Origin of the sequence: Pseudaquabacterium terrae (genome assembly GCF_013266755.1) — a bacterium.
Classification (GTDB): domain Bacteria; phylum Pseudomonadota; class Gammaproteobacteria; order Burkholderiales; family Burkholderiaceae_C; genus Pseudaquabacterium; species Pseudaquabacterium terrae.
Genome location: NZ_JABRWJ010000001.1, coordinates 382816 through 402804 on the forward strand (window position 1 = coordinate 382816; position 19989 = coordinate 402804).

Annotated in this window: 17 protein-coding genes and 2 pseudogenes; 10 read left to right on the forward strand and 9 right to left on the reverse strand. The window is 73.0% G+C overall.

Translation table 11 applies throughout. The features are described from left to right. Nucleotides 1-2 precede the first annotated feature (2 nt). From HLB44_RS01825 to HLB44_RS01850, 6 genes are all read right to left on the reverse strand, one after another. Complete coding sequence (locus HLB44_RS01825; protein WP_173119997.1) at nucleotides 3-3980, reverse strand: DUF7379 domain-containing protein; 3978 nt, start codon at nucleotides 3978-3980, stop codon at nucleotides 3-5. A 2-nt stretch (nucleotides 3981-3982) separates the two neighbouring features. After that, nucleotides 3983-4954 carry an AAA family ATPase gene (locus HLB44_RS01830; protein ID WP_173119999.1) on the reverse strand — a complete coding sequence of 324 codons (972 nt, stop codon included), beginning with the start codon at nucleotides 4952-4954 and terminating at the stop codon, nucleotides 3983-3985. A 26-nt stretch (nucleotides 4955-4980) separates the two neighbouring features. Then, nucleotides 4981-6261 carry a toll/interleukin-1 receptor domain-containing protein gene (locus HLB44_RS01835; protein WP_173120001.1) on the reverse strand — a complete coding sequence of 427 codons (1281 nt, stop codon included), beginning with the start codon at nucleotides 6259-6261 and terminating at the stop codon, nucleotides 4981-4983. 99 nt (nucleotides 6262-6360) lie between these two features. After that, nucleotides 6361-7344, reverse strand: a complete 984-nt coding sequence (locus HLB44_RS01840) for a Bug family tripartite tricarboxylate transporter substrate binding protein (RefSeq protein ID WP_173120003.1) — start codon at nucleotides 7342-7344, stop codon at nucleotides 6361-6363. A gap of 101 nt (nucleotides 7345-7445) precedes the next feature. After that, entirely contained in the window at nucleotides 7446-7658 is a 213-nt protein-coding gene (locus HLB44_RS01845; RefSeq protein WP_173120005.1) for a hypothetical protein, read from the reverse strand. 21 nt (nucleotides 7659-7679) lie between these two features. Then, nucleotides 7680-8402: an aspartate/glutamate racemase family protein gene (locus tag HLB44_RS01850; protein WP_173120007.1), complete on the reverse strand. Its 723-nt coding sequence runs from the start codon at nucleotides 8400-8402 to the stop codon at nucleotides 7680-7682. 179 nt (nucleotides 8403-8581) lie between these two features. Here HLB44_RS01850 and HLB44_RS01855 point away from each other — a divergent pair, with 179 nt between their 5' ends. The 7 genes and pseudogenes from HLB44_RS01855 to HLB44_RS36950 form a co-directional block, all read left to right on the forward strand. Then, the gene (locus HLB44_RS01855; protein WP_173120010.1) at nucleotides 8582-9490 is read left to right on the forward strand and encodes an AfsR/SARP family transcriptional regulator; all 909 of its coding nucleotides are present in this window, start codon (nucleotides 8582-8584) and stop codon (nucleotides 9488-9490) included. A gap of 129 nt (nucleotides 9491-9619) precedes the next feature. Continuing rightward, complete coding sequence (locus HLB44_RS01860) at nucleotides 9620-9835, forward strand: hypothetical protein (RefSeq protein ID WP_173120011.1); 216 nt, start codon at nucleotides 9620-9622, stop codon at nucleotides 9833-9835. A 19-nt stretch (nucleotides 9836-9854) separates the two neighbouring features. Next, nucleotides 9855-10913, forward strand: coding sequence for a hypothetical protein (locus tag HLB44_RS01865; protein WP_173120014.1), 1059 nt, complete (start codon nucleotides 9855-9857; stop codon nucleotides 10911-10913). Next, a complete protein-coding gene (locus HLB44_RS01870; protein WP_173120016.1) occupies nucleotides 10906-11373 on the forward strand; it encodes a hypothetical protein in 468 nt (155 codons plus the stop codon). The genes HLB44_RS01865 and HLB44_RS01870 overlap by 8 nt, the downstream gene beginning before the upstream one ends. 3 nt (nucleotides 11374-11376) lie before the next feature. Further along, entirely contained in the window at nucleotides 11377-11985 is a 609-nt protein-coding gene (locus HLB44_RS01875; protein WP_173119335.1) for a hypothetical protein, read from the forward strand. Between the two features lie 12 nt (nucleotides 11986-11997). Further along, nucleotides 11998-12375, forward strand: a complete 378-nt coding sequence (locus HLB44_RS01880; protein ID WP_173119337.1) for a hypothetical protein — start codon at nucleotides 11998-12000, stop codon at nucleotides 12373-12375. Between the two features lie 33 nt (nucleotides 12376-12408). Further along, a pseudogene (locus tag HLB44_RS36950) lies at nucleotides 12409-15177 on the forward strand (S8 family serine peptidase); the annotation flags it as partial. A 62-nt stretch (nucleotides 15178-15239) separates the two neighbouring features. Here HLB44_RS36950 and HLB44_RS36955 read toward each other — a convergent pair. Beyond that, nucleotides 15240-15509: pseudogene (locus HLB44_RS36955) on the reverse strand (hypothetical protein); the annotation flags it as partial. Between HLB44_RS36955 and HLB44_RS36960 the strand changes: the two are divergent. Then, nucleotides 15415-17304, forward strand: coding sequence for a tyrosinase family protein (locus tag HLB44_RS36960; protein ID WP_343051229.1), 1890 nt, complete (start codon nucleotides 15415-15417; stop codon nucleotides 17302-17304). The pseudogene HLB44_RS36955 and the gene HLB44_RS36960 sit on opposite strands and share 95 nt — an antisense overlap. On the opposite strand, the gene HLB44_RS01890 is transcribed toward HLB44_RS36960, so the two are convergent. Then, nucleotides 17285-17644 (reverse strand): hypothetical protein, encoded by a 360-nt coding sequence (locus HLB44_RS01890; RefSeq protein WP_173120020.1) that lies wholly within the window; start codon nucleotides 17642-17644, stop codon nucleotides 17285-17287. The genes HLB44_RS36960 and HLB44_RS01890 overlap by 20 nt on opposite strands. A gap of 108 nt (nucleotides 17645-17752) precedes the next feature. Between HLB44_RS01890 and HLB44_RS01895 the strand changes: the two genes are divergently transcribed. Together HLB44_RS01895 and HLB44_RS01900 are read left to right on the forward strand one after the other, a co-directional pair. Continuing rightward, nucleotides 17753-18586 (forward strand): SDR family NAD(P)-dependent oxidoreductase, encoded by an 834-nt coding sequence (locus tag HLB44_RS01895; protein ID WP_173120022.1) that lies wholly within the window; start codon nucleotides 17753-17755, stop codon nucleotides 18584-18586. After that, on the forward strand, nucleotides 18583-19479 hold the full coding sequence (locus HLB44_RS01900; protein ID WP_173120024.1) for a ketopantoate reductase family protein: 897 nt from the start codon (nucleotides 18583-18585) through the stop codon (nucleotides 19477-19479). The genes HLB44_RS01895 and HLB44_RS01900 overlap by 4 nt, the downstream gene beginning before the upstream one ends. Nucleotides 19480-19494: 15 nt before the next feature. Here HLB44_RS01900 and HLB44_RS01905 read toward each other — a convergent pair whose 3' ends face one another. After that, a complete protein-coding gene (locus HLB44_RS01905) occupies nucleotides 19495-19956 on the reverse strand; it encodes a cupin domain-containing protein (RefSeq protein WP_173120026.1) in 462 nt (153 codons plus the stop codon). Nucleotides 19957-19989 lie beyond the last annotated feature (33 nt).

Here is a 19989-nt window from a genome sequence, read left to right on the forward strand (position 1 = left end):
GGTCAGGGTGCCTTGTGAGCGGCGAAGCGCTGCTGCAGCTCGCCGAGGGTGCGGGAATGCCCGAAGCCGGGCGGCGTGGACTCGTTCAGCAGCGCGTCGACGACCGCGCGGCGCAGGCGCTCGATGCCGAGGTACGCCGCGTGCTCGACCTGCTCGCCGCGTTCGATCAGGTAGTCGACGCCGCGCGTACGCTCCATGCCGCCGAAGGCCGAGGCCACCGAGACCCAATGGTCGCCCTCGCTGTCGTCGTCGGGGGAGCCGAGCGTGCGCGCGATCCAGTCGTTCATCCGCGTGACGAGGCCGCCGGGTTCGCTGATACCGGTGATCACCGTCAGCGGCGCCTCGACCTCGACGCGCCGCGTCAGCAGCGGCTGCACGCCGGCGCCGGGCACCAGCGCGGCCGGGCCGGGCACCACGCTGGCATCGGTCAGCAGCGCGTCGATGCCCGGCAGCACCGACAGCACGCCGCCGACCCACGGCATCGCGCGCGCCAGCCGCACGCTGGTGCGGCCGCCGCCGCGGTAGATGCTGGAGCCTTCGATCGGGGCCGAGATGCGCACGAAGCGTTCGATCGTCGGCGCCTTGGCCTGCAGCAGCTCGTTCAGCTCGGCGAGCAGGCGGCGATGGTCGGGCTCGATCGACGCCTGTGCGTCGAGCAGCGCGAAGTCGTCTTCATCGAAGGCCGGCGGTCGCGAGGGCCGCATGCCGCGGCACAGCAGCTCGGCGACGATGCCGCCGCCGGAGTAGGTGACGAGGTGCAGGCGCGCGAACGCGGGCAGCGCGCGCATCAAGGCCACGGCGTTGGCGAGCGGGCCGACCGTCAGGCTGCGGTACTGCCACGCAAAGCACGCGTCAGCGTAGCGCTCGTGCAGGCGCTGGCGCTGCACGCGGTCGTCCTTCAGCAGCGCACCGAAGTTCATCTCGACGTCGCCGGAGGTGCCGTGGAGGAAGAGCAGCATCGGCTGCTCCGGGCTGATCGCCGGCTGCGGCTCGGTGCGCTTCAGCTCGAACCCGCGGCGGGCGAGATCGATGGTGAACAGGCCCAGCGCGCTTTCCTCGCGGGTTTCGAGCAGGGCGATCAGGCGGGCGCGCAGGCTGGACAAGGGGCCGGGCGGGCGGGGTGGGGGGGCCGCGGGCGCTTCGCTTGTTGCGGGTGGAGGTGTGGTTTGCTGCTCCACCACGGCCGACGGGTCGGCGAACGGCGACCAAGAGGCCACTGCGCGCGCCAGCATGTCCGGCGGCATCAGGCGGAACCATTGGCGCCGCCGGACAGCGTCTGCGACCTCCGGCGGCCAGGCCGCCAGGCTGCGCTCGAGCTCCTCGTTCGTCGCGTCGGCATCCGGCGCCCAGCCGATGGTTCGGCCGGCCGCCGCTGCGTGCTGCGCAACGTCGAGCCAGGCCTCGTGCAGCGGACCGACGCCGACCAACAGCAGCACGGCGAAGCGTCCTGCGAACTCGGCCATCGCTTCGGACAAGTCGGGCGAACGGCCGTCGGGGACATAGGCCACGCGCCAATTCGGCATGCCGTCTTTGCTCAGTTGGTACGACAACTCGTCCGCCGCGCGCCGACCATTGACAGTCGGCACGATCAGGCAGCGCCATTGACGTCGCGCCGTGCGTTCGGCTACGTCGACCCACCAGTTGATCGGTAGGGGCGGCCTGAAGCCGTGGCGTGCGAAGGCGTCGGCCGTCTTGGCGACTGCATCGCTGCGGAGCAGCGCCACCATCAGCTTCAGCTCGCCGCGATGCATGAATGGCGCCGGCGTGTGGTGCTGGTACCGTTTCTCGACCAACGCGCCTTCGCTCTCAATCTCCAAGACGTCGTCCCCCGGACCCGCGATACCCAGGGCGCCGTCGAGTGGGGTGATCGGCAGGGGCGGTTCAACCAGCGTGATCACAACGGGCAGCCTGTCCTTCTCGCTGACGACGCGGCCCACGCAGGTCAGCATGTCCTCGGGCATCTCCCCGAAGCGCATTTCGAGGCGCTCGCCCGGTTGGGGCCAGCGCGACGGGTTGTCGTTCTCGACGACCGCCAGCGCCAAGTCGGGCGCGACGAGCAGCGCCCTGTCGCCCATCAGGCCCCAGCGCAGCACCGAAGCCTGCAACCCCTCCCGCACCGATCCCAGCGGCATCATCTCGACCTGCTCGCCCGCCAGGGTCCGCAGCACGATCGCCTGATCGATCTCGAACGGCGCCAGGTCCACCTGCACGGACCCCTCGGCCGGCAACGCCAGCACCTGCCGACGCCCCGCATGCTCCACCTGCAGCCACGCCGCGGCCCCGGCCGGCAGCTCGACGCGGTGCAGCGCGCAGGTGGCCGGCTGCTCGGGGCCGAAGACCAGGTTCGTCGAGCCATCGCCGTAACGCCGCAACTCGACGCTGAAGACACGCCGCGCCACGCCGGCGCCGAACAACCAGCGCGCCGACGGCAGCGCCGGCCCGTCGCCGTCACCGCCGTGCAGCCAGCCGGGCTGCGCCGTGTGCCGGCTGGCGGCAAACGCCAGCGCGCGCGCGGCCTCGGTCTCGCGCACTTCAGGCGACATGCGCGTCCACGCGTGCGCGGCCCAGCTGGCCACCTCGGCCGCGCCGTCGCCGCCGGCGGCCAGGGCTTTCAGTGCCGGCCGCAGCACCTCATCGACCGCCTCGCCGTCGAGCCTGCCGCGCAGCGCCAGCGCGATCAGCGCCTCCTCGATCGCCGTGCCGTCGCGGCGTGCGCCGCGCAGCTCTTCGATGCGCCGCAGCGCCCGCTCGCGCTGCGGGCTCTCGGCCAGTTCGGCGCGCAGCCTGCGCAGCACCTCTGCATCGAAGACCAGCCCGCCGCCGCCGTGGCTGTGCACGAGGTCGCTGGCGGCGAGCTCGGCTTCGGCCCGCGGCGGCAGCGCCAGCTCGCGTCGCGCCCGCCGCAGCAAGGCCGGCTCGACGACCACGGCCGGGCTCAGCTCGCGCGCCAGCGCCAGCAGGTCGGCCGCGGTGACCGCCCGCACCGGCGCCAGACCCTGGCCACCGCGGGCGCGCAGCGTATCGCCCAGCGAGGTGCGTTCGCTCCACGCCACGAGTGCCAGGCCGGGCAGCGGCGGCAAGGCCGCATCGGGCAGCGGTGTGAAGACCACCGCATGCCGCCCCTGCCGGCGCAAGGCTGCGAAGGCATCGCGCCAGCTCGACCACGGCGCCGGTGGCTCGCCGTCGCCGCGCCAGCCGGAGCCCAGGTCGCTCAACACCAGCACCGGCGTCGGCGCGCCCGGCGGCCGCTCGGGCAGCGGCACCGGTTCGGCCGCGCGTTCGCGGCGGCGGCGCGGGCGTGGCGCCAGCGGCTGCGGGCCGCCTTCGAGCACGACGGTGTGCAGACGCTCGGCGCCGAGCAGCGCGATCAGCGCATCGCGCAGCTGCAGCTGGTCCTCGTGGAACGGGCGCAGCCACGGCGCGCGATCGATGCGCAGCTCGGCACCGTGCCGCAGCGTGCGCCTCGGCAGGCGCGGCACGCGCTTCAGCGGGCGACCGTGGCCTAACTCGCGAAGAACGCGTCGCAAGTCCGGCGCCCCTTCGGCCACCTGCGTCGACAGCGCTGCGGCGAGGATCGCGCGCCGGCGCTGGCGCGGCAGCAGCGGCGGGACGGGCTGCGGCGCGAGCGCCGGATCGATCTGCAGCGCGGCCACCGAACCCAGCCACGGCGGCGGCGACACCGTCGGCGCCGGCTCGGTGGACTGCAACGCGCTCGGCAGGCGGTGGCTGCCGGCATCGTCCGGCGGCTCGGGGGAGGGCGGCGGCGGCGCCTCGTCGCGCACGCCGTCCTCGTCCGCTCGGTGCGGCTGATCGGTGGGTGCCACGGGACCGTCCGGCTGCAGCACCGGCTCGGCCACCACCCGCCGCGCCTGCGGCAGCGACAGCAGCTCCAGCACCGCGGCCGTCGTGGCATCGTCCGCCGGCTGCACGGCCGCCAGCGCGCGCAGCGCGTCGCCGAGCCAGGGCTCGCGCGTGAGCATGGTCAGCCAGCGGCTTCCAGCTGCGCTTGCTTGCCGAACACGCAGCGCTCGATCTGCGCCCAGGCGGGATTCTGGTCGGCGGCCTGCACGTCGAGCACGTCGAGCTTGACCAGCGCCTGCAGCGCATCGAGGTATTCCGCGGTGCCGGGCAAGCGCGTGCCGCGGCGGCGCGCTTCGTCGCGGTAGACCACCAGCCGCTTCTCGAGCGTCTGCGCGAGGGCCGCGGAGATCTCCGGATAGCGCTCGGCCGCGATCTGGCTGAACCACGGCGGCACCGCCTCGGGCAGGCGGTGCACCACGCAGCGCCGCATGAACGCGCCGGGCAACTCGCGTTCGAGGTTGGTCGTGATGATCACCAGCACCTGCTCGCGTTCGGCCTGCACGCTGCGGCCGCGCACCGAGAAGCTGCGCGTGTCCAGCACCTCCAGCAGGTCGTTCGGCACGTCGGGCTCGGCCTTGTCGATCTCGTCGATCAGCAGCACCGCGCCGCCGGCATCGCGGTGGCCGGGCGGTGCGATCGCGGCATCTTCGGGCTCGACATCGAGGCCGCGCCGGCGCGCCGAGGCCGGTGCCAGCGCCCACCACAACATGCCGGGCTCGACGTAACGATCCTCGCCGAGCAACCGGCGGTCGGGGTCGTAGGCGTCGTTCAGCCGGCGCAGCGTGTCGAGCTCCCACAGCAGCTCGGAGGCCTGGCTGCGCGAGCTGACGGTGTAGCGGTAGCTGGCCCAGCCGAGCACCAGCGAGGCGTTGTAGGCCAGCGTTGTCTTGCCGCTGCCGGGTTCACCCGCCACCAGCAGCGGCCGGCCGGTCGCCAGCGCGACGTTCAGCGCCAGCACCAGCCGCGGGTCGTAAACGTAGGTCGATGCCGCAGCACCTGGCGGCGTGAAGTGCGTGATCAAGGACCCGTCCGGCTCGCTGCGGCAGCCCGGCGGGGGCGCGAGGCCGGGGAACAGCTGGCGATTGAATTGCATGTCGGGTCCTCCTCGAAGCGGATCGGCTAGGCAGCGCCGATGTGGGCCTGGGCCTTGCCCAGGTCGCGCATGCGGCGCACTTCGTCGGCATGGGGCGGCGCGATCGGCGCGATCTGCAACTCCCTCGACAGGCGTTCGCAGACGTCGGCGCGCGCGGTGATCAGGAACAGGCAAGGCCAGTACGCGCGCACCACCGGCAGCACGTGCTGCATCGACTGCACGCCCGCCAGGTGCACGAAGCAGCGCTTGCCGGCGGCGAGGTCGTCGGCCAGGTCCTCGATGATGTCCTTGGCGCTGATCTCCGGTTCGTCCGGGAACAGATGGGCCTGCAAGGCCTGGCGCAGCTTGGCCGCGAACATCGGCGCGGTCTCGTTGCCCGGCGTCACCGGGATCCAGTGGCCGAGCTCGCCGAAGGGCTGGAAGCGCCGGTCGCGATGCAGCAGCGCGACCTTGTCGGCGGCGCTGTACTCGGTGTGCAGCACCAGCACGTTGCCGGGCGGCTCGTCGTCCTGCGGCTGGCGCAGCCGCGCCAGCGCGTCGGCCAGCCGCGCGGCATTGGCCAGCGGCACCCAATGGCTGCGCAGCGCGTTCAGCAGCTGCAGCCGCTTGGACCGATCGGCCTTGTCCTGCAGCTTCTCGAACAGCCGCTCCAATCCGCCGAAAGCGCACAGGTCGCCCGAGGCCAGGCGCCGCGCGTACAGCGCCTGCAGCGCCCGCTCCGCCGGCACGATGCCGCGCCACAACGCGTCGTCGACCTGCAGGCATTCGGCCAGCACGCGCTCGCCGGCGCGCTCGGCCATGAAGGGCTCGAGCCGGTCGAAGATCAGTTCGGCCAGCCGCGCCTGGTGGTCGCTGCCGAAGACGGCCACCTCCTGCATGCCGGCGTTGACCTGCGCCACGAAGGCGGCGATCGAGTCGGCCGGCGCGGCCAGCGTCGCGCGCTGCAGCGCATCCAGCTCCAGCGGGGCGAAGCGGGTGGTCCACACCTCGTGCGCGAGCACCGGCTGATCGACCAGCAGGAACAGCCGGAACGCTTGCGCGCCTTCGAGCATCGTGCGTGCGCGCAGCAGCGTGGCTTCCTGCAGCACCCAGTCGGGCCGGTTCATCACGGCCTGGGTGATCAGCAACACGGCGCCGTGGCAACGCGCCATCCAGCGGTAGAGCTCGGGGCGGTATTCGACGCCCTGGCGCAGGTTCTGGACGTCGAAGGCCGTGTCGAAGCAACCGGCGGCCACCAGCGCCTGCTGCAAGGCGATGGCGCGCGGGTTGTCGTCGGACGAGTGGCTGAGGAAGACGACCGGTTTCATCGCGCGGCACCAGGCGCGCCCGAGTGTAGGCGCGGTGCCGCGCGCCGTGCGGCGCGGCGCTGCCGCGGCGTCAGCCGTTCGTACGACGCGGCAACGCCGTCACTGCAACTCGACGCCCGCCTTCTTCACCAGCGCCGCGTACTTCGCGAGCTCGCTCCTGAAGAACTGCTGGGCGTACTCCGTGCTGCTGACGTCGATCACATTGCCCTGCTTGGCCATCGTTTCCTTGACGTCGGGCGCGGCGAAGGCCGCAACCACGGCGTCGTGCACGCGCTTGACTTCAGCGGCCGGCAGGCCCTTCGGCCCGATCACCGCGAACCAGGCTTCGACGACGTAACTCGGGACGCCCTGCTCGACAAAGGTGGAGATCTCGGGCGCGGCCGGAATGCGCTGCTGCGTGGCGACGCCGATCGCCCGCAGCGCACCGCTCTTCAGGTGTCCCTGCACGCTCGGCAGCGCGACGGTGCCGAATTCGATCTGGCCGCCGATCAGGTCGGTGACCATCGGCCCGACGCCCTTGTACGGAATGTGCCGCGCCTTCGCGCCGACTGCGTCCAGGTACATCTCGGCGGCCAGGTGCAGGATCGTGCCGTTGCCGCCGGAGCCGAAGTTCAGCTCGCCGGGCTTGGCCTTCAACAGCGCGGTGAACTCCTTCGCGTTGCTCGCCGCCACCTTCGGGTTGACGACCAGCACCACCGGCGTGAAGCCGCAGATGGCAATCGGCGTGAAGTCGCCCGGCATGTTGAAGGGCAGCGACTTGTAGACGCTGGGAAAGATCACGACGTTGTTCGACACCACCGACAGCGTCGTGCCATCGGGCGCCGAACGCGCCAGCGCCTGCAATCCGACGATGCCGCCGGCGCCGGGCTGGTTGTCGACGATCACCGACGCGCCGAGCGCCTTGCCCAGCGCGTTCTGCGCCGCGCGCGTGATCGCGTCGACGCCCGAACCGGTGGCATTCGGCAGGATGAACTTGACCACCTTGTCCTGCGCCCGGGCCTCTGGCAGCAGCGCACCAGCGCCGAGCGCGGCCAGGCCCTGCAGCGTGCGACGGCGGGTCAATGGAGGGGCGAAGCGGTTCATGCGGTGTCTCCGGAGGGGGTGTATTTATCCGCCCCACTCTAGGCAATCCGCGCAACGTCGCAAGCGGTATTTGGCGAAGGCGGGCTTTCCGGGCGGAGAAGTCAGGCGTGCTCGGCGACGACCCGCAGGCGCCGGCCGTTTGCGGCGCAGATCGCGCGGAAGTCGGCGCCGATGCGGGTGTCGGCGGCGGCGTGCGCCCAGAACGCGAGCGCCGCCTCGCAGGCCGGGCGCTGTGGCGGGCGCGGCAGCGGTGGTTCGAAGCTGCGCGCGGGCACTTCGCCGCCGGGCAGCGGCGCGTAAGGCATCGGCAGCATGCACGCGGCGGCGCCGCCGAGTTATGCGTCGTTAGTCGCAGCCACCGCCCGCCGCAGCGCCGCGCGCGCCAGCAGCCGCGTCGAGTCCAGCGTCGGCAGCGGCGAATTGCCGTCGTCGATCAGCAGCGGGATCTCGGTGCAGCCGAGCACCACTGCCTCGCAGCCGGCGTGTTTCATGCGGTCGATCACCGCCTGGAAGACGGCCGCCGAGGCGGGATCGATTCGCCCCGGCACCAGCTCGTCCATGATGATGCGGTCGATGCGGTCGCGTTCATCATCACCCGGCTTGACGCAGCGCAGGCCACGCGCGGCGAGCGCATCCGGATAGACGGCGCTGTTCACCAGCCAGCGCGTGCCGGTGAGGCCCAGGCACCGAAAGCCGCGCCGCAGCGCCTCGTCGGCCACCACCTCGGCGATGTGCAGCCACGGCAGCGGCGAGCGCGGCACGACCAGCGGCAGCGCCTGGTGGATCGTGTTGTCGGGGCAGACCAGGAACTGCGCGCCGGCCGCGGCCAGCTTCTTCGCCGAGGCCAGCATCAGCTCGGCGACGCCGGGCCAGTCGTCGCGCTCGAGGCAGTGCACGTAGTCGGCCAGCGAGGCGCCGTGCAGCGAGACTTCGGGATGTGCGTGCGCGCCGAGCAGCGCCGCGCCTTCGCTGCAGATCGTGCGGTAGCACAGCGCCGCGCCTTCGGCCGAGCAGGCGACGATGCCGATGTGTTTCGGAGGGCGGGTCGAAGTGATCATCGGCGTTCCTGGTCGTCGAATCCGGTCGCTACCAGTGTGCCCGCTGCGACACATCGCTGTCCTCGGATGCCAACTCGGTCACACCCGTGCAAGACCGCGCCCCTAGAAGCGCGGCGACGCGTCCGCGGCGCCTTCCTAGACTTGATCGGTATCGCCAGGCTGCCAGGGAGGACAACGGCATGTCGCGATTGCGCATCACCTTGTTCGGCGGCGTCTCGCTCGCCGTGCCCGGCCCGCGGGTCCTGCCGCTGGCCGCTTCGTGCCGGCCGCTGCTCGGCTATCTGCTGACCCAGCGCCGGCGTGCCGTGCCGCGGCTGGAAGTGGCCGAGTTGCTGTGGCCGGGCCAGGACAGCGACAGCGCGCGGCGCTGCCTGTCGACCGCGCTGTGGCGGCTGAAGCAGTGCATCGGCAGCGGCCCGCCGCTGCTCGCCGCCTGCGGCTGCGATGACCTGGCATTGAACGACGGTGCACGGGTGTGGGTCGACGCATGGGCCTTCGAGCAGCGCCTCGCGCCGCTGCTGCGGCGCGATCCCGACACACTGGCGCCGGCCGAGCTCGCGCGGCTCGAGCGCGGCCTGCGCCTGTACTGCGGTCCCTACCTTGCCGGCATCGATGCCGAGTGGGCACTGATCGAACGCCAGCGCCTGCGCAGCCTGTATTGCGATGCGCTGTACCAGCTGACGCTGGCCTGCGTGGCCCGCGCTCAATGGGCGCGTGCCCTCGCCTGGGGCCGGCTGCTCGCGCGCGAGGAGCCGCTGCGCGAGGACGTGCAGCGCACGCTGATGCTGGCCCTCGCGCACACCGGCAACCGCGCCGGCGCGCTGGCGCAGTACCGCGAGCACGCGCAGCGCCTGGCGCGCGAGCTCGGCGTCGAGCCGATGGCCGAGACGCGCGCGCTGTACCAGCGGCTCGCGCAGGCCGGCGATGTCGCGACCGCGCCTGCGACGGCGCCGGCCCCGGCGCTGCCGCCAGGCGCGGCGGACAGCGCGCTCGGCGCCGCGCGGCGACGCATCGGCCGCGTACAACGCGTGCTAGCGGCCTCGCAGCTGCAGCTCGAAGCCGCGCTGCAATCGCTGCCGCCCCCCTAGACCATCCCCCTAGAGCGTCGGCGCAAAAACCGCGCCGGTGAGCGTCCGGTGACGCGGCGGTGAGAGGGCGGTGACAGCGCCCGCGCAGAGTGAAGCCATCCGATCAACCCCCGGCTTCGTTGTCAGCCGATGTCCCGCCCGCCACCCGACGCTGCCGCCCACACGCTGCTCGTACGGCTGTGGAAGGAACGCCGAGCGCCCGAACAGGCGGACGGCGAACCGGTCTGGCGCGGCACCGTCAGCGACCTGCAGGGCCATGAGCTCGGCTCGTTCGCCAGTGCGACCGAGCTGGTGGGCTTGATCGGCCGCGTCACCGGCGTGACCTTGCTGTTGCAGTCGTCCTGAACCGATCCGGAGAGCCCTGATGTATATGACCGCCACCGCCTATCCCACGCTGCGCGCCGGCCTGGCGCCCGAATGCATCGAGTGGAGCGACGCGCAGATCGAAGCGCTCGTCGCCGAGCTCTACGGGCCCGCCGTCGGCGCCGAGGATGTCGAATCATTCTGGAGCGACGCCGGCAAAGGCTTCCTGAAGGTCGGCAAGAGCGTCGGCCGCTTCGCCCAGCAGGCGGCGCCGGGCATCGCGCAGGGTGCGCTGACCGGCGCCAGCGTCGGCGGACCGTTCGGCGCGATCGCCGGTGCGGTCGCCGGTGGCGCGGGCGGCATCCTGTCGCGGTCGAAGAACAAGACGCTGCGCGGCATCGGCGGCGCGATCGGCGGCGCCACGCAGCTGGCCTCGCAGTTCCTGCCGGCCGGCCGGCTCGGCGGCGCGGTCGGCCAGCTCGCCGGCGTCGCGCTCGGCGCGGCGCGCGGCGGCGCGCGTGGCGGGCTCGGTGGCCTGGCGCAGGGCGCGCTCGGTGCCCTCGGTGGACTCGGCGGGCAGCGTGGCACGCTCGGTGCGCTGGCACGCGCCGGTGGTTCGCTGCTCGGCAGCGGTGCCGGCCGCGGTGGCGCCGCGAATGCCTTGATGGGCCTGCTGTCGCGGCCCGAGACGACGCGCGCGTTGACCGCTGCCGCGCTCGGCCCGGCCGGGCGCTCGCAGGTGTCGGTCGGCGGCCACGCGGTGCCGGTGCAGTCGATCCTCTCGGCGCTCGGCGGCCTGGCCGGTCGTGCGGCCGGCGAGGCCGAGGCCGAGCACGCCGGCATGCCCGCGTACTTCTACGGCGCCGACGGCGAGCTGGCGATCGACCCGGCCGATGCCGAGCAGCGCACCGATGCGCTGCTCGAACTGTTCGCCGCCACGCCGGTGCCGTGGCCGATCGAGCATCACCGGCACACCGACGAGACGGACGAGTCGGACGAGCACGACGAGGCCGTCGACGAGAGCGTCTACAGCGCCGAAGACCTGCGCCGCGACGCCTGGCTGCTGGCCAACGAGGCGCAGTGGCAGGCCGAATGGGCCGAGGAGTATCGCCATGCTTGAAGAACCGAATGCGATCGCGCTGCCCGACACCGGCGCGATGCTCGCCAACTTCGTGCAGCAGAACCCGCAGCTCGCCTGGCTGCCGCAGATGCTGGCAGCGCAACGCCAGGCGGCCGCCGCGGCCGCGGCCATCGCCGAGCCGCAGGCCGACGAATGCGCGCTGCTGCAGCAGGCGCTGGCGCAGGCCGAGACGCGCATCGAGCGGCTCGTGCGCAGCCACCGGCGCCTCACCGGCGAGCTGACGGCGGCGCATGAGCTGTTGTCCGATCTGGCCGCGGCCTTCGGTGCCTGCGGCCTGTGCTGGGGCGAAGACCCCGGCTGCCCGAGCTGCCGCGGCCGCGGCAAGCCGGGCCGCTTCGCCGCCGATCCCCAGCTGGCGCAGCGCTTCGGCGTCATCGCCGAAGCGCCTGTCGCCGCGGCGCGGCTGGCGGTGTCCCTTGGCCCCACCGACAGGAGATGAGCCATGCTCACTTACGCCCCGTATGAAACCGACGAGCTGATCGAGAACGACGAGTACTTCGAATACGACGAGAGCGACGAGTCCGACGAAGCCAAGCGCCGCCGCGGCGCGCGCGGGCCGGTGCGCACCGCCAAGCGCGGCGGCAACGTGCCGCCGCGGCCGACGCCCGGCTTCGCCACCCGCGCCGAGCTGACTGCCACCGCCAACCGCCTCGACGCCAAGATCGCCACCAACTCGGGCGCGATCAAGGCCGTCGAAGGCCGCGTCAATACCTTGTCGACCGAGCAGACCAAGCTGCGCACCGACGTCAACAAGCTGCAGGGCAGCATCAACGACGTGCGCAACATGGCGATGCTGATGCCGCTGCTGACCTCGCAGACCACGCGCACCGTGACCACCGCCGTCGGCGGCACGATCAACGCCGGCGACAAGGTCGTCGTCGACACCGGCGACAGCTTCAGCAAGGTCCTGCCGCTGCTGATGTTCAGCGGCGGCTTCGGCGGCTCGTCGTCCGGCGGCAGCGGCGGCAACAGCGGCGGCGGCATGTTCGGCGGCGACTCCGGCGGGATCATGATGGTCGCGCTGATGATGGCCATGCAGGACAAGAAGTAAGCGGAGGCGGCCATGGCATCGCCCCTCGTTCCCTTCGTGCTCGGCCGCGCGCTCGCCGGCAGCATCGGCGTCGTCGATGACGCGTCGAAGAACCGCGCCGGCCTGATGATGATGATGTTCGGCCTCGGCCTGCCCGGCATCGTGGTGACGCGCGAGATCGCGCGCCGTGACGTGCCGCCGCCGGTGCCCGTGCGCACCGATGACGGCACCGGCACCGCCACCGACGGTGGCACCGGCACCACGACCGGCGGCACCGCCGGCGGCACCGGCACCACCACCACCGGCGGCACCACCATCGGCGTCACGACGACCACCGGCGAGATCACCACCACCGGTGGTGGCAGCTCGACCGGCAGCGCCACCGGCACGCCCGCCAAGGCGCGTGCCTGAGCGCGTGCGCTCGCCACCGCGGCAGCCCCTGCCATGGACCCGGCATTGCAGGAGCTGCTCGCCAGCGGCGAGGCGAGCGACGAAGTCGCCGTCGTGCTGCGGTTGCGCGATGCGGAGCCGCCGCCGGCGGTGCTGCGCATCGTCGCGCGGCTCGGCGCCATCGCCACCGCGCGCATCGAGCGCGCCGCCGTCTGGCAGGTCTATGGCCATCCGGCCATCGCGAGTCTCAAGGCGCCGCGCTGGCTGATCAGCGAATACGGCGCGCTGATCGATCGCGACGACGCCGAGTTCACCGAGGTCCTCGACAGCGACCGGCGCCGGCCCGAGGACCTGCCGCAGACCGGCCGCGGCGTGCTGATGGGATTCGTCGACTGGGGCTGCGACTTCGCGCATCCCGACTTCCTCGACGAGCATGGCGATACGCGGCTGTGCGCGCTGTGGGACCAGCGTGCCGCCGGCAACGACGGCAACCGCTACGGCTACGGCCGCATCCTGCGCCGCGATGCGCTGAACGCCGCGCTGCGGGCGAAGGATCCGTACGCCGCCGTCGGCTACCACCCGGGCCGCGCCGACACCGGCGCCGGTGCGCATGGCACGCACGTGATGGGCATCGCCGCGGGCAATGGCCGCGCCGGGGGGCCGTCAGGCCTGGCGCCCGATGCCGAGCTGGCCTTCGTGCACCTGGGCGCACCCGGCTGGGAGAAGAGCGGCCCGCTCGGCGATTCGAGCCACCTGCTCGAAGCGATCCATTTCCTCGTCGACGAGGCCGGCGACCGGCCGCTGGTGCTGAACCTGAGCATCGGCCGCCACGCCGGCCCGCACGACGGCTCGACGCCGATCGAGCTGGCGATCGACTGGCTGCTGCGCGCGCGCCCCGGCACCTGCATCGTGCAGAGCACCGGCAACTACTTCGAGCGCGCGGTGCACCAGGCCGGCCAGCTGCGCGCCGGCGAGACCGACACGATCAGCTTCGACGTGCACAGCGGCGACACGACACCGAACGAGCTCGAGCTCTGGTACCCGGGGCACGACCGCTTCGTCGCCGCGCTGATCGACCCCAGCGGCCATGAAGTCGCGCGCACCGAGCTCGGCAGCCGCGCGCCGGTGCTGATTGCGGAGCGCTGCGTCGGCACGCTCTACCACCGTGCACGCGATCCGAACAACGGCGACCACCACATCCACCTGTTCCAGTACCCCAGCGCACCGGCCGGCCGCTGGCAGCTGCGGCTGACCGGCGAGGACGTGTCCGATGGGCGTTATCACGCCTGGCTCGAGCGCGACCCCGGCTGCAAGCACTGCCAGGCGCTGTTCACGCCCGGCCAGGCCGATGCGCGCTCGACCACCGGCAGCATCTGCAACGGCCTGCAGGCGCTGGTCGTCGGCGCGCTCGACGGCCATGCCGACGAGCCGCTGCTGGCGCCGTTCTCCAGCAGCGGGCCGACGCGCGACGGCCGCGTGCGCCCGCTGCTGCTGGCGCCCGGCGTGCGCGTGCTGTCGGCGCGCTCGACACCGCTGATCGGCCGCCGCGCGGCGCGCCTGGTGCGCATGAGCGGCACCAGCATGGCCGCGCCGCATGTCAGCGGCACCGTCGCGCTGATGTACGAGGCGGCCGGGCGCCTGCCGATCGCCCGGCTGCGCAGCGCGCTGTTCGAAACGCTCGAACCCTTCGACACCGGCGACCCGGCCGACCACCACCGCCTCGGCTTCGGCCGCCTCGACAGCGCCGCCGCGGTGCGGCGCGCGGCCGCGCTCGGCGGCGGGGCCGTGCGGGCGACACCCCCTCAGGAGATGACGATGAACCCCGATTGCTGCGGCGAAGAGCGGTGCAAGGACTGCCAGCACTGCGCCACCGAATCCTGCGCCACCTGCCCGTGCTGCCACGGTGCGGGGCACGAGTGCGGCAAGACCGAGACCGCGATCGAGGCCGAAGCCGAGCCGGTGATCCGGGTGGTGCCGTCGCCGCTGGCCGAAGACGCGGGGCCGGAGCTGATCGCCGAGGCCGAGCAGCCGCAGATCCAGGTCGTGCCGTCGCCGCTGACGTCCGACGTGAGCGTCGAAGTGATCGAGTCCGACGAAGCGGCAGAGATCGCGGATGCTGCCGAGGCCTTCTACGTCGCCGAGCCGCCGCCCCATCCGGTCGACATCGCCGAAGCCCTGCTCGACGAGGGCATCACCGAGGTCGACCAGTTCGTCGCGCGCCAGCTCGGCGGCGACAGCCCGACGGCGCGCACCGCGCAGCTCTTCGACGAGCTGAGCGGCCGCCTCGGGCCCGAGCGCCAGGCGCAGCGCGCGGCGCAGTTCGAGCTGGTCGTGCCGCCGGGCGCGGCGATCGATGCGCCGCTGCAGCCGGGCGACCTGTTGCTGCGGCGCGGCGAGGGCGGCCGCGCGCATGCCGCGGTGCTGACGCAGGGCCAGCTGACCAGCCCGCCCGAGGCACCGGCGCAGGGGCTGCAGCTCGAAGGGCCCTGGCCGGGGCTGTACGCACCGGTGATCGAGCCGGGCGCGCGCCCGCACCACGCGCGGCAACGCTTCGCACGCCGCATCGCCGGCGCCGACGGCACGCTGCGGCCCGACAGCCTGCTGCTGCGGCCGCGCCGCGGCGGCGCGCCGCTCGGCGAGCACATCGAGGACACCGAGGCGGCGCCGGATCCGAACGTGCGCTGGCTGCAGACCGCGTTGAATGCGATCGGCAACGCCGGGCTGGTCGTCGACGGCATCGCCGGCACGGCCACGCGCGAAGCGGTCAAGCGCTACCAGGCCTCGCGCGGGCTCGCCGCCGACGGCCTGGTCGGACCGCAGACGCTGCAGGCCCTGCACGCTGACTATGACGGTTATCGCGGCTACGGCACGCCACCGCCGCCGCCCTATGCGCCGCCACCGCCACCGCCGTACACACCGCCGCCGCCACCGTATGCAGCGCCGCCGCCGCCCTACGTGCCACCGCGCCCGCCCTACACGCCACCACCGCGGCCACCGTACACGCCGCCGCCCCCGCCCTATGCGGCGCCGCCGCCGCCGTACGCACCGCCACCGCCGTACGTGCCGCCACGGCCGCCGTACGCCGCGCCGCCGCCACCGTACACACCGCCGCCACCGCCGTATGCCGCACCTCCGCCGCCGTACACGGCACCGCCCGGCTACGGCCAGTGCGAGGTCTTCAACAACTACGGCTACGACAGCAGCACGCCGACCTATGCACATCGCGCGACGATCGAGACGCTGGCGCAGCAGCTGATTGCGCGCAATGTCACGGCACTGCGCATCACCGGCTACAGCAGCCCCGAGGGTGCCGCCACCTACAACCAGGCGCTCGGCCAGCAGCGCGCGCAGAACCTGGCCACCGCGCTGCGCGCAGCGATCGAGCGCCGCCGTCCCGGCTACGCCGCGCGCATCCGCTACGACATCCGCTCCGAAGGTGAAGCCCAGCAGGTCGCCGGCGGCGGCCCGGCGAACCGCCGCGTGATCGTCTGCTACGACACCCCGTACGGCCCCGGCCCCGGCCCGGGACCGACCCCGCCACCGCCGCCCCCGCCACCACCGCCCGCACGCGTCCTGACGCGCCACGACGTCAGCACGCCGCAGGGCCGCGCGATGCTCGACCGCTACGCCGAGGCGGTGCGCCGCATGCGGGCACTGCCGGCGCGCGACCCCGCGAGCTGGACCTTCCAGTGGTACATCCACGCGGTGCGTGACGACCGCACTGAAGCGCAGGAGTTGCAGGCCGCGTTCGGCGGCGCCGATTCGCCGGTGCGCCGGCTCGCCGCGCGCGTGTGGAACACCTGCCAGGCCCACCAGACCACCGACCGGCCGACGCACGAGTTGTACTTCCTGCCCTGGCACCGGATGTACGTGCACTACTTCGAGCGCATCTGCCGCCGCGTGCTCGGCGACGAGAACTTCACGCTGCCGTACTGGGACTACGTCAACGGCTCGTCGGTGCTGCCGGCGCCGTTCCGCGACCGCGGCAGCCCGCTCTTCCATGCCGACCGCACGCCGGCGGTCAATGCCGGTGGCGCGATCGACACGCCGCAGACCCGGCTGCAATACGCCGACGCGCTGGCCAACCGCAACTTCGCGCGCCAGGGCGGCGACTTCGGCTTCAGCCTGACGCTCGAAAGCCGGCCGCACAACGTCGTGCACGGCAACATCGGCACCGGCCGCGGCATGGGCAGCGTCGAGTGGGCTGCCGCCGATCCGATCTTCTGGCTGCACCACTGCAACATCGACCGCGTGTGGGCGAGCTGGAATGCGCTCGGCCGCCGCAACCCCGGCGACGCCGGCTGGCTCGACGCCAGCTTCACGTTCGCCGACGAAGCGGGGCGCGAGGTCAACCCGCGCAACCGCGACTTCACCGACATCACCCGCCTCGGCCTGCGCTACGACCGGCTCGAAGCTGCCCCGCGCGGCGCCAGCGCCGAGTCCGATGACTTCGCGGCCGACCTGTCACCGCCTGCCGGGAGCACGACGATGAGCACCACGCGCCACCGCGCCGCGCCGAGCGGCGGCATCCCGCTCGGCGGCCAGGCGATCCAGGTCACGCTGCCGGCGCAGGGCCCGCGCGACGAGCACGAAGCCGCCGACGAAGCCGCCGGCGACAAGCGCAGCTTCCTGGTGCTGAACAACTTCCGCGCCGATGCGCCGCCGGGGGTCACGTACCACGTCTACCTCGGCCTGCCGCCGGGCACCAGCGGCCGCGAGGCGGCGCGCTACTACGTCGGCCCGCTGAGCTTCTTCGATGCGGTGCCGCGCCGCGGCCATGCCGCGCACTTCAGCGGCAAGTCGACCAGCTTCGACGTCACCGCGCTGGTGCGGCGGCTGCGCAGCGAGGGCCGCTGGCAGGGCACGCCGGCGGTGACGATCGCACCGGCCGGCGCGCCGGCGTCCAGTGCCCGGCCATTGATCGGCGACATCAGCATCGTCGAGCAATGAGGTTGATGGCGCTGGCCTGCACCGGCGCGATGGCGCTCGGCCTGTGGGCTGATACGCGCAACGTCAGCGCCGAGGCGCTGGCCAGCGTTTGCAGCACGGCCTCGACGCTGGCCGAGGCCTGGGCCTTGCACCGCAGGGTGATGCCGGCGACGACGCTGCTGACCGCCGCGCTGCCGCTGCTGCCGTGGCTGCTGCCGCGGCGCCGCTGGCCGCACCGCGCCGAAGCCTCGCTGTGCGCGGCGGCGATGGGCCTGGGCATGCTGGCGGCGTTGCCTTTCAGCAGCGTGCTCGCCGGCCGCTCCGCCTTCACCGCGATGCTGCTGGCGATGGCCACCGGCATGGCGCTCGGCGCCGCAGCGGCGCACGGGCTGTGCCGCCTCGCCGCACGGGCTGCCGATAATGCCGCGGACGCCGGCCGTCGCCGGCGCACAGCGATCGAGGGGATCGAATGCAGTCAGCCTTCAGCGGCCGATCCGCCATCGTCACCGGGGCCGCGTCCGGCATCGGTCTCGGCCTGGCGCGGGCGCTCGCCGCGCGCGGCGCGAAGCTCTGGCTGGTGGACATCGATGCCGCCGGCCTCGAGCGGGCGGCGCAGGCCCTCGGCTCGGCCTGCCAGGCCGCAACGCTCGATGTGCGCGACGCCCCCGCGCTGCAAGCATTGATCGAGCGCGTCGCGCGCGAACACGGCCGGCTCGACTACGTGTTCAACAACGCCGGCATCGGCATCGGCGGCGAAGCCAGCGAGCTCGGCGTCGCGCACTACGACCGCAGCATCGACGTCAACATCCGCGGCGTGGTCAACGGCACCGTCGCCGCCTATGGCGTGATGGTGCGCCAGCGCAGCGGCCACATCGTCAACACCGCGTCGCTGGCCGGATTGACGCCGGTACCGCTGCTGGTGCCGTACGCGATGACCAAGCACGCCGTCGTCGGCCTGTCCACCAGCCTGCGGGCCGAAGCCGCGCTGCACGGCGTGCGCGTCAGCGCCCTGTGTCCGGCGGCGGTCGAGACGCCGCTGCTCGACTCGAGCAACCCGGCCGACCTGCCGCCGCTGCGCTGGCGAGCCGACGTGCGCCACTACCTCGAGCGCCTGTCGGGGCCACCCTATCCGGCCGATCGAACGGCCGAGGACACGCTGCGCGGCGTCGAGCGCAACCAGGCGCTGATCATCGTGCCCGGGCGCGCGCGCTTCACCGCAGTGCTGAACCGCTGGCTGCCCGGGGTGGTACGGTGGGCCACGCAGCAGGCGCTGCGCGAAGAGATGAAACGAGGCGGGCGATGAAGACGGCGGTGATGGGCGCGGGCGCGGTGGGCTGCTACTACGGCGGCATGCTCGCGCGCGCCGGCCATGCGGTGACCTTGATCGGCCGCGCCGAACACGTCACCGTGATGCAGCGCGACGGGCTGCGGCTCGAGGCGCAGAGCTTCGACCAGCGCATTCCACTGGCCGCCAGCAGCGATGCCAGCGCCTGCGCCGGCGCGGCGCTGGTGCTGGTGTGCGTGAAGTCCACCGACACCGAGAGTGCCGGCCGCCTGCTCGCGCCGCACCTGGCGCCGGGCGCGTTGATCCTCAGCCTGCAGAACGGCGTCGACAATGCCGAGCGGTTGCAGGCGGTGCTGCGGCGGCCGGTGCTGCCGGCGGTGGTCTATGTCGCGACCGAGATGGCCGGCGCCGGCCACGTGCGCCACAACGGCCGCGGCGAGCTGGTGATCGGCCCCTCGGCCGACAGTGCGGCACTGGCAGCCATGTTCGGCGCCGCCGGTGTGCCGGTGCAGGTGTCGGACAACGTGCGCGGCGCGCTGTGGTCCAAGCTGATCCTCAACTGCGCCTACAACGCGCTGTCGGCGATCACGCAGCAGCCCTACGGCACGCTGGTGCAGGGCGTGGGCGTCGGCGCGGTGATGCGCGATGTCGTCGACGAATGCCTCGCCGTCGCCGCCGCCGATGGCGTGCAGCTGCCCGCCGACCCGTGGCCCGCGGTGCTGCGCATCGCCGAGACGATGCCGGCGCAGCTGTCGTCGACGGCGCAGGACCTGGCGCGCGGCAGGCCCAGCGAGATCAACCACCTGAACGGCCACATCGTCGCGCGCGGCGCGGCGTTGGGCATTCCGACGCCGGCCAATCGCGTGCTGCACACGCTGGTCAGGCTGGTCGAAGGGCGCGCTGCTCGCTGAGCCTCGAGGGGTCCCTCAACCGCGATGGATCGGATCGATCCACGCCACCTGCTCCGGCTTCTCGACCGGCTCGATGTCGAGGTTGATCGCCACCGCCTCGCCGTCGCTGCGGACCAGCACGCATTCGAGCACCTCGGTCGGGCTGGCGTTGATCTCCTGGTGCGGCACGTAGGGCGGCACGTAGATGAAGTCGCCCGGGCCGGCCTCGGCGGTGAACTCCAGCCGGTCGCCCCAGCGCATGCGCGCGCGGCCGCGCACGACGTAGATCACGCTCTCGAGCGGGCCGTGGTGGTGCGCGCCGGTCTTGGCATCGGGGTGGATGTGCACGGTGCCGGCCCACAGCTTCTGCGCGCCGACGCGCGCGAAGGTGACCGCGGCCTGCCGGTCCATGCCAGGCGTCTGCGCGGTGTTGGGGTCGAGCCGGTCGTGCGGCACGACGCGCACGCCGTCGTGCTTCCAGCGGGGTTCGTTGCTCATGCTGCGCACCGTTCGGGGTGGAGCGGACCATCG

Coding starts and splice junctions, on each gene's coding strand:
- HLB44_RS01825 (WP_173119997.1), bottom strand. CDS start 3,980: ATGCTCACGCGCGAGCCCTGGCTCGGCGACGCGCTGCGCGCGCTGGCG.
- HLB44_RS01830 (WP_173119999.1), bottom strand. CDS start 4,954: ATGCAATTCAATCGCCAGCTGTTCCCCGGCCTCGCGCCCCCGCCGGGC.
- HLB44_RS01835 (WP_173120001.1), bottom strand. CDS start 6,261: ATGAAACCGGTCGTCTTCCTCAGCCACTCGTCCGACGACAACCCGCGC.
- HLB44_RS01840 (WP_173120003.1), bottom strand. CDS start 7,344: ATGAACCGCTTCGCCCCTCCATTGACCCGCCGTCGCACGCTGCAGGGC.
- HLB44_RS01845 (WP_173120005.1), bottom strand. CDS start 7,658: ATGCTGCCGATGCCTTACGCGCCGCTGCCCGGCGGCGAAGTGCCCGCG.
- HLB44_RS01850 (WP_173120007.1), bottom strand. CDS start 8,402: ATGATCACTTCGACCCGCCCTCCGAAACACATCGGCATCGTCGCCTGC.
- HLB44_RS01855 (WP_173120010.1), top strand. CDS start 8,582: ATGTCGCGATTGCGCATCACCTTGTTCGGCGGCGTCTCGCTCGCCGTG.
- HLB44_RS01860 (WP_173120011.1), top strand. CDS start 9,620: ATGTCCCGCCCGCCACCCGACGCTGCCGCCCACACGCTGCTCGTACGG.
- HLB44_RS01865 (WP_173120014.1), top strand. CDS start 9,855: ATGTATATGACCGCCACCGCCTATCCCACGCTGCGCGCCGGCCTGGCG.
- HLB44_RS01870 (WP_173120016.1), top strand. CDS start 10,906: ATGCTTGAAGAACCGAATGCGATCGCGCTGCCCGACACCGGCGCGATG.
- HLB44_RS01875 (WP_173119335.1), top strand. CDS start 11,377: ATGCTCACTTACGCCCCGTATGAAACCGACGAGCTGATCGAGAACGAC.
- HLB44_RS01880 (WP_173119337.1), top strand. CDS start 11,998: ATGGCATCGCCCCTCGTTCCCTTCGTGCTCGGCCGCGCGCTCGCCGGC.
- HLB44_RS01890 (WP_173120020.1), bottom strand. CDS start 17,644: ATGCCGGTGGCCATCGCCAGCAGCATCGCGGTGAAGGCGGAGCGGCCG.
- HLB44_RS01895 (WP_173120022.1), top strand. CDS start 17,753: ATGCAGTCAGCCTTCAGCGGCCGATCCGCCATCGTCACCGGGGCCGCG.
- HLB44_RS01900 (WP_173120024.1), top strand. CDS start 18,583: ATGAAGACGGCGGTGATGGGCGCGGGCGCGGTGGGCTGCTACTACGGC.
- HLB44_RS01905 (WP_173120026.1), bottom strand. CDS start 19,956: ATGAGCAACGAACCCCGCTGGAAGCACGACGGCGTGCGCGTCGTGCCG.